At 45.1% G+C, this 6,668-nt stretch carries 7 protein-coding genes; 3 read left to right on the top strand and 4 right to left on the bottom strand.

Going from position 1 to position 6,668, the window contains the following annotated elements; all coding sequences use genetic code 11:
* Positions 1-253 precede the first annotated feature (253 nt).
* A complete protein-coding gene (locus tag NG833_RS17590; RefSeq protein ID WP_254566584.1) occupies positions 254-1,060 on the top strand; it encodes a WecB/TagA/CpsF family glycosyltransferase in 807 nt (268 codons plus the stop codon).
* A 463-nt stretch (positions 1,061-1,523) separates the two neighbouring features.
* Complete coding sequence (locus NG833_RS17585; protein ID WP_254566583.1) at positions 1,524-1,769, top strand: UPF0175 family protein; 246 nt, start codon at positions 1,524-1,526, stop codon at positions 1,767-1,769.
* Positions 1,770-2,004: 235 nt separating this feature from the next.
* Here NG833_RS17585 and NG833_RS17580 read toward each other — a convergent pair whose 3' ends face one another.
* Positions 2,005-2,265: a hypothetical protein gene (locus NG833_RS17580; protein ID WP_254566582.1), complete on the bottom strand. Its 261-nt coding sequence runs from the start codon at positions 2,263-2,265 to the stop codon at positions 2,005-2,007.
* A gap of 290 nt (positions 2,266-2,555) precedes the next feature.
* Between NG833_RS17580 and NG833_RS17575 the strand changes: the two genes are divergently transcribed.
* The gene (locus NG833_RS17575) at positions 2,556-3,011 is read left to right on the top strand and encodes a YbjN domain-containing protein (RefSeq protein WP_254566581.1); all 456 of its coding nucleotides are present in this window, start codon (positions 2,556-2,558) and stop codon (positions 3,009-3,011) included.
* A 120-nt stretch (positions 3,012-3,131) separates the two neighbouring features.
* Here NG833_RS17575 and NG833_RS17570 read toward each other — a convergent pair whose 3' ends face one another.
* The 3 genes from NG833_RS17570 to NG833_RS17560 all read right to left on the bottom strand — a co-directional run bounded on the left by NG833_RS17570 (position 3,132) and on the right by NG833_RS17560 (position 6,590).
* Complete coding sequence (locus NG833_RS17570; protein ID WP_254566580.1) at positions 3,132-4,256, bottom strand: YheT family hydrolase; 1,125 nt, start codon at positions 4,254-4,256, stop codon at positions 3,132-3,134.
* Between the two features lie 418 nt (positions 4,257-4,674).
* On the bottom strand, positions 4,675-5,241 hold the full coding sequence (locus NG833_RS17565; RefSeq protein WP_254566579.1) for a hypothetical protein: 567 nt from the start codon (positions 5,239-5,241) through the stop codon (positions 4,675-4,677).
* Positions 5,242-5,921: 680 nt separating this feature from the next.
* On the bottom strand, positions 5,922-6,590 hold the full coding sequence (locus NG833_RS17560; RefSeq protein WP_254566578.1) for an HAS-barrel domain-containing protein: 669 nt from the start codon (positions 6,588-6,590) through the stop codon (positions 5,922-5,924).
* Positions 6,591-6,668 lie beyond the last annotated feature (78 nt).

The following is a 6,668-nucleotide window of genomic DNA, read 5'->3' as shown; positions in this document are numbered from 1 at the left end:
CCAAAAAATAAAACCTTCAAAAAACCCGCAGGCTCAAGCCTGGAGGCTCACAGGACAAAGCGGTGCCTGCGCGGGCTAAAAGAGCCTTGTTAGGTGCGATCGCATCAAAGCAAGGATGATTTATTTGTTGGAATCCCCTAGGTGAAAATTGAGAAAATATTTCCAGGGTCTTCTACTACAAAAATTAGCAATTAGCCTCAACGCTAATTGCTATTGATTAAAACTTACCGATTTCTTAATAGAGGTGATTGGGGTGATTAATCGAGGGAAATACTCCGTACTTGGGGTAGAAATATCAGCCATTGATTATGACTATGGTGTGGAAGCGATTATTAATGCAGCAAAGGCGCGATCGCCTCTAGCCATGACAGCTTTGGCGGTTCATGGCGTGATGACGGGCTTTTCTGATCCCGTGCATCGTCGCCGCTTAAACGCATTTGACTTGGTAACTCCTGATGGACAGCCAGTTCGCTGGGCGCTCAACTGGATTCATGGGATTAAACTGCCCGATCGCGTCTATGGTCCCACCTTAACTTTAAAAGTCTTAGAAGCGGCTGCAATGGAAGGATTGCCAGTCTATTTTTACGGCAGCAAACAGGAAACCTTGGATCTTTTATTGGAGAAATTACAGATTAAATTTCCAGGGTTAAAAGTCGTGGGTGCAGAACCCTCTAAATTTCGCCGGTTAACTTCTGAAGAAAAAGAGGAAGTGGTTAATCGGATCAAAAATAGCGGTGCAACCATTACTTTTGTTGGGTTAGGTTGTCCTCGTCAAGAAGTCTGGGTGTATGAATATCGCAATCATTTACCCATGCCATTGATGGCAGTCGGTGCAGCGTTTGATTTTCATGCGGGGACGGTATCTCAGGCACCGCCTTGGATGCAAAAACGGGGATTGGAATGGTTCTACCGATTGATTCAGGAACCGGGACGGTTGTGGAAGCGCTATTTGTTACTGAATCCGATGTATTTGACCTTTACGTTTTTACAAATGTTATCCATTTCTAAGCAGCCGGTTTTGAAACCCACGGGACTGGAACAGGAAGAGTCTTATGGATAAGCGATGAATTGGGTTAGGTCAGGGTTCAATCTGTTGTTAACGGAACATAGCCCGCATTTAAGCGGGCTATTTTTTAGAATTTAGATTGAGATTTGGATTAAGATTTGGATTAAGATTTTAATTGATTTTCAGCTAATAAAAATGACTGTTTCAAGAGGAGGTATTAAACAACGATGGAAGGAATTATAATATTATTGGTATCGTTTGCTTTAATTGCTTGGCTCTTTAGAAAATTTCAAGGGAATTCAAGAGGTTCAGGTTATACACCAGTTCGCAGTTATAGAAGGAAAGATGGGACTCCTGTTCGCTCTCATCTAAGACGTAAACGACATTAATATCCTTTCATTATCATCCGATAAATCTAATGGGTTAGGTCTCCTAGTTTATGCTTGGCTACAACATTAGATTGTGTACTGGCCCTTTTTAAGTTATGTTACCATAAAGAAGCGAGTTAGGGAAAAAAATGAGCGTAATCATTCCAGACGAGCTCCTCCAAACAACCCGGATGTCTGATGCTGAACTCCTGCAAGAAATCGCAGTGATGCTTTTCCAAAAAGAGAAATTAACCCTGGCACAAGCGAGTCGTTTGGCCCAGATGAATCGACTTCAGTTTCAACACTTGCTGGCAAGTCGAAAAATCCCCGTCCATTATGACATTCCGGAACTAGAATCGGACATAAAAACCATGCGAGAACTGGGATATTTGTGATTATCGTCAGTAATACTTCACCTATCACCAACTTAGCTGCTATTGGACGCCTGAACCTCCTATTAATATAATAGAAATGACGAGCAAGATGCTCCCACGATTAGACGTTAAATTCATTATCAGAATGATTTTGGGTGGCTATATTTTATCTGTTTTTTAAGCTAAATTTGGGTGACGGTCCCGCTTTGGAACGACCGATCGCCCCATCACTTCTCCACTTGCCAACCCATCCCCCCTAGTTCGCCGCAGAGTTCACCCGAGAATATTGCCACCCTTGACTGACTTCTAAAGGCAGAATTTTCAACCCATTAAGTACAAATCCTCGGTACGTCACCCCCTGACAGGGATGCCACTCATAGATCGCTTCACTGCCTTCGAGATACTCAATTTCGCTCATCACCCGGTATTTGTGACTTTCACTCTGGGAAAAAAGCATCACAGGGGTTCCTTCTCCAGCAGGGGTAATCAGTTTGTGGGTGGGAGCAAATATACTCATTGTTAAAACCTCGATTAAATCTTGAATTAAATTAGGGAAATTCAGTGATTCCCCGGTTGACTTGTTGTATTATCAGCCGATTTAGGCCGCCCCTGTGCGATCGCTATCCCACAAACCCGGTGAAATACTTTACCCTACTCCTGTGATTTCGATCGCATCCAATGTTTTTCACCCCGATACTCCCGTTGTTCCATCGTTAAAGGTGGCTTCATCCTAAAAACTGAGTCACCCAACCTGGGAAGATAATACAAAGCACTCAACAGCGACTCTAATTAAGAAGGAGAATCCAAATGCAATTTCAAACCCCAGCACAAGAAGCCTGTTATCACAAAGTCGCCCTATGGATGCAAGAATTATTTGGCAAATTTCCCTGTGCTCGCCAAGATGTCCCCGGATTGGGGCTATTTATGGGTTCCGCCCTGGTGGAAGTCCTGATTTTACCTTGGGGAGAAGAGGATTCCGTGATCAATACCCGCGCTTATGTGGTGACGGAGGCGGAACTGACTTCGGATCTGATGCGCTTTCTCCTAGAACAGAATAGCAATATGATTTTCGGGGCGTTTGGCATTGACCCAAAGGGTGATATCGTGTTTGAGCATAGTATTGTCGGATCCACTTGCGATAAAAAAGAACTGGAATCCTCGGTGAATGCGGTTCTGGAAGTCTCCGATGAGTACGATGACCAATTGGTAGAACGATGGGGCGGCAAACGGGCCCTCGATCGCATCTGCGGCAACTCTAACTAGAACATCGATACCATAGCGTTTAGAAACCCGGTTTCTTGAGAAAATTTATCCCGATTCGGACCAAATCTGCGCCAGAAACCGGGTTTCTTGTCCCTTACTATCACAGAGGGGACCGACGCCCTAACCCTTGATAATCCCGGATAAACTCGGGTTGAGGGTCGATCGCTCATGATTGATTGTCTCAGAGAATCCTTCTCGTTGGCGATCGCACCAGTCTAAGACGCGATTCCACCCCCACCAGCAGTCAGGGTCTCCGGCTTTTTTCTGGGTAGCTAAATTACTAACATAGCCCACATGGCCCCCATACCGAGTCAACAAAAGCTCGATCGCCGGGTTGCTGTTGCAAATTTCCTTTAACTCAGGCACGATCGCCGGATAAAACATCGGGTCATCTGCGGCATATAAAATCAACGTGGGTTTAGTGAACTCCGGCAGAATTCCCAGGGGACTGCTGGCGGCGTAATACTCCTCGACGGAGGCAAACCCGAGGCGGGAAATCACCAATTCATGGTCAAATCCCCAAATGCTATTGGCGCGGGCGATCGCCTCGGGGTCGATGTCATTGGGATGCATCTGATGCAGTTTCCAGGCGAGTTTCTTCAATTCCTTGGCGATCGCCTTTTCCAGATATTTCCCAAAAGGTTGTTTCACTAAATAAGACAGGGACCGATTAGAATCTAGGTTGGGACAAATCACCGCCCCACCCCCAAGTTCCGAGGGGTCTAAGTCTAAATCTTTTCCCCAATCGGCGATCGACTGGGCAGCTTTGACCCCCCACAGGGCCAATTGTCCCCCCAGGGAATATCCGAGAAACCAGAAGGGTCCGGGACATCCCATTGCTTTAGCTTTTGCCGCAATTCGGACAAAATCTTCCCCTTCGTACAATCCATCAGAAGTCAGGGTGGGAGATAATTCAGCGGTTTTGCCATGAGCACGCCAGTCAAAGAGGACGACTGCATACCCTCGGGCAAAGGCTTTCCGTCCCATAAGTCTGAGAAACCATTGCTGCGGGAGTTCTCCGGTAATCCCATAGGTGGCCACAATCGTTCCGCGAGGGCGATCGGGAATGGCCACCCAGCCATAAATGGGGACCCCTCCTGCGCCGGTAAAGTGGGTTTCCTGATAGGGGGGTTCGGGGTCGGCGATCGCCTGTTCCCACTCTCGACTCGCTACTAATGCCGTATGCAGGGTCATCGCCAGACCATTTTTTAAAAATAAGGGCGGATTATAGTCGGGATAAAACATAAATCAGTCTAAATAATCGAGAGGATTGTTGAGAAGGCGCAGTGCCACCCTCGCCATGAACCGCAAGAGGAGTCTGCTTCTCGATTGTAACCAATTTGTAACAAAATGTAACGAAGTTTCAACCCAACTACCCGCTTATAGCGAGTCTTGCGTACCGTTTGTTATAGAGACTACGAGATTCGATGTCATCACAAGAAGGCATAGGAAAGCCTTAGCTTTGAGGACAAACGCAGGGCGTAGGCGCTCCCAGACTTTCAACATTAGCTCCCTTGTCAAATTCCAGAAAGGGTCGCTATATCCAAGACGCTTACTACTGCTTTCCCGTTCAAACTGAAAGTCTTGGTTATCTTAATAGAGTTGGAAAAAACTGTTCATCATTGAGATGGAGTGCATCCGTTTTTAGGGGCTAATTTTTCATTCAATGAAAATTTTTAATTGTCAAATCAAATAGATTTATGAACTCTATTGTCGGAAAAAGTTTCTGAACCACAAAAACATAGAGAGTAGCCAAGCCTGAAGCTATAGCCCCAGGAATGAAAATGTCTAACGCTGTATTTATCCACTTTGGCATATCTTTCGTAAATTTATATTTAACAATCTTAGCAATTATAGTAAAAACAGCAAGAATAGGAGCAAATAGTCCTAGAAAACTTGAGCCTATAGCAGCTAAAGATGCAGGCAAAATAAGACTAAACAGCAAGCCAAATACTGCTATCAAATATCTCGTAAGCAAAGTCATTGTCTTGCTTATTAGTTGTACTATTTGGAAAATAGCCCAGCCAAGAACTGCAAAAAGCAGCATTGAAAAAAGAATAAAAAAGTATCCCTCCAAAAACTCGATAGGTTTTTCAGGTTGTGCTGAAAGTCCAAGTATTAATATAGACCCCAATAAACCTGTAAGTGCTGTAAGTGAGTACAAACGAACCAAAATTCCCGAATTAACGCTCGATTGATTTTGGGTTTCTGTTTGGTCAGAGGTAGTCATGATTTGATTTCCTTTTGACGTTTTGTTCACTGCCATCATTTAACATGGAACCTACCAAATTGGAAAATATGCTGGGATCGAGGAATCGGAAAAATTTGGATAGGCTGTTATATCCGGGTATAGCATAAATCGCAGGACAAGATCAACCCAGGCAAAACTACCTCCCGCGATAGCCGTTACGGTAGGTTTACCCCCGGGGTAAGTCCATCTAATCCGGAATCCGGCATTCAAAGGTTTGTCAAAATCCGCACCCTGTTCTATAAGCGTTCCGTTAGTCAAGGGTGGGGGGATACGGACGTTAGCTTTCGCCCGGGCCGATAGGGCTATAGCCTGCCGACGCCCGCTACTCTATAAAAACGACTTTTGATACCCGGATTGGGTATAATTTGGTATAAAATTTAACGGACAAAAAAGCAGATCTAAAATAAGGGCGGTGGCATTCAAGTATTAGAGATTCTATGAGACCTCTCAAGCTGAGTATAAGAAGGGGGTGAACACTCCATGACTCAACGAGTCTTAACTCTTGTAGCCCACATTCCGTCGGTTTAATGATCGATATTTTATTTTTTAAACCCTTGAGGGTCCAAGGGTTTAAAGTAGAGTTCAACATTTCCTCGTTGCTGCCTGAGTCCGAGTCAGTTGACCTTAATAAATTAATCTCATCCCTGCTTAAAATTTATCTAGGGATGAATTTGGCTCAAAATCAAACGGAGGCGATCGTAATCATCCTTGAGCAAGACGCTGAGAGTGCGTCCGGCTTGGACTAACCAATCGCGATCGGCACCGCGTAATTGGTAGACTTCGCGAATCGCTGCCGCAGTCAGGGCGTCTACGGGTGCACCGGGAACTTGTAAGAGGGTGCGGAGGAAATCAAATTGTTGGGTAAAGTGAACAATTTCCGGGGGTTGACAGCGATAGACGGCTTGGTGAATTTGAGGGGGACGGGGGGGAATATATTGATAGACAACCCCGGTGGGACGGCGTGACCCATTTTGGTGTTCAAGATGGGGACAAAATCCGGCGATCGCAGCGCGAAATTCGGTTTTAAGCATGGCAAAAATCTGGGGTTGTTGTTCCCTTAACCCATCTAAAGACAAACCCAGCGCCCTGGCGCGATGCACGGAATCAATCGGACTGGTGGTAGCAAAATAAACCACCCCATAAATCTGATTTCCCGACTCTTCATCCAAAGATTTTACCCAACTCCCAAAGGGCGGCATCAGGGGGAAATTTAACTCTTCAGGGTCTAAACATTGGGCTAAAAATTCCGTTGTTGATGTCTCAATCACCTCAGCAATATGGTCTGGGTGACGATGTTCGTTGGCGAATTGCGGTAAAGGTAAACGCATAATTAAGGTTTTAAGATATTTTTAAGGTTAGAAAAAATACAGGGTTGAAGAGTTAAATCTCATCAACCCTGACCGATG

The sequence above is a fragment of the Oscillatoria sp. HE19RPO genome (assembly GCF_024220515.1).
In the GTDB taxonomy this organism is placed as follows: Bacteria; Cyanobacteriota; Cyanobacteriia; order Cyanobacteriales; family Laspinemataceae; genus Laspinema.
The sequence above is the reverse complement of the archived record's forward strand: the minus strand, read 5'-3'. Positions and strand labels throughout refer to the sequence as shown.

Coding starts and splice junctions, on each gene's coding strand:
- NG833_RS17580 (WP_254566582.1), bottom strand. CDS start 2,265: ATGAGTATATTTGCTCCCACCCACAAACTGATTACCCCTGCTGGAGAA.
- NG833_RS17575 (WP_254566581.1), top strand. CDS start 2,556: ATGCAATTTCAAACCCCAGCACAAGAAGCCTGTTATCACAAAGTCGCC.
- NG833_RS17565 (WP_254566579.1), bottom strand. CDS start 5,241: ATGACTACCTCTGACCAAACAGAAACCCAAAATCAATCGAGCGTTAAT.
- NG833_RS17585 (WP_254566583.1), top strand. CDS start 1,524: ATGAGCGTAATCATTCCAGACGAGCTCCTCCAAACAACCCGGATGTCT.
- NG833_RS17570 (WP_254566580.1), bottom strand. CDS start 4,256: ATGTTTTATCCCGACTATAATCCGCCCTTATTTTTAAAAAATGGTCTG.
- NG833_RS17560 (WP_254566578.1), bottom strand. CDS start 6,590: ATGCGTTTACCTTTACCGCAATTCGCCAACGAACATCGTCACCCAGAC.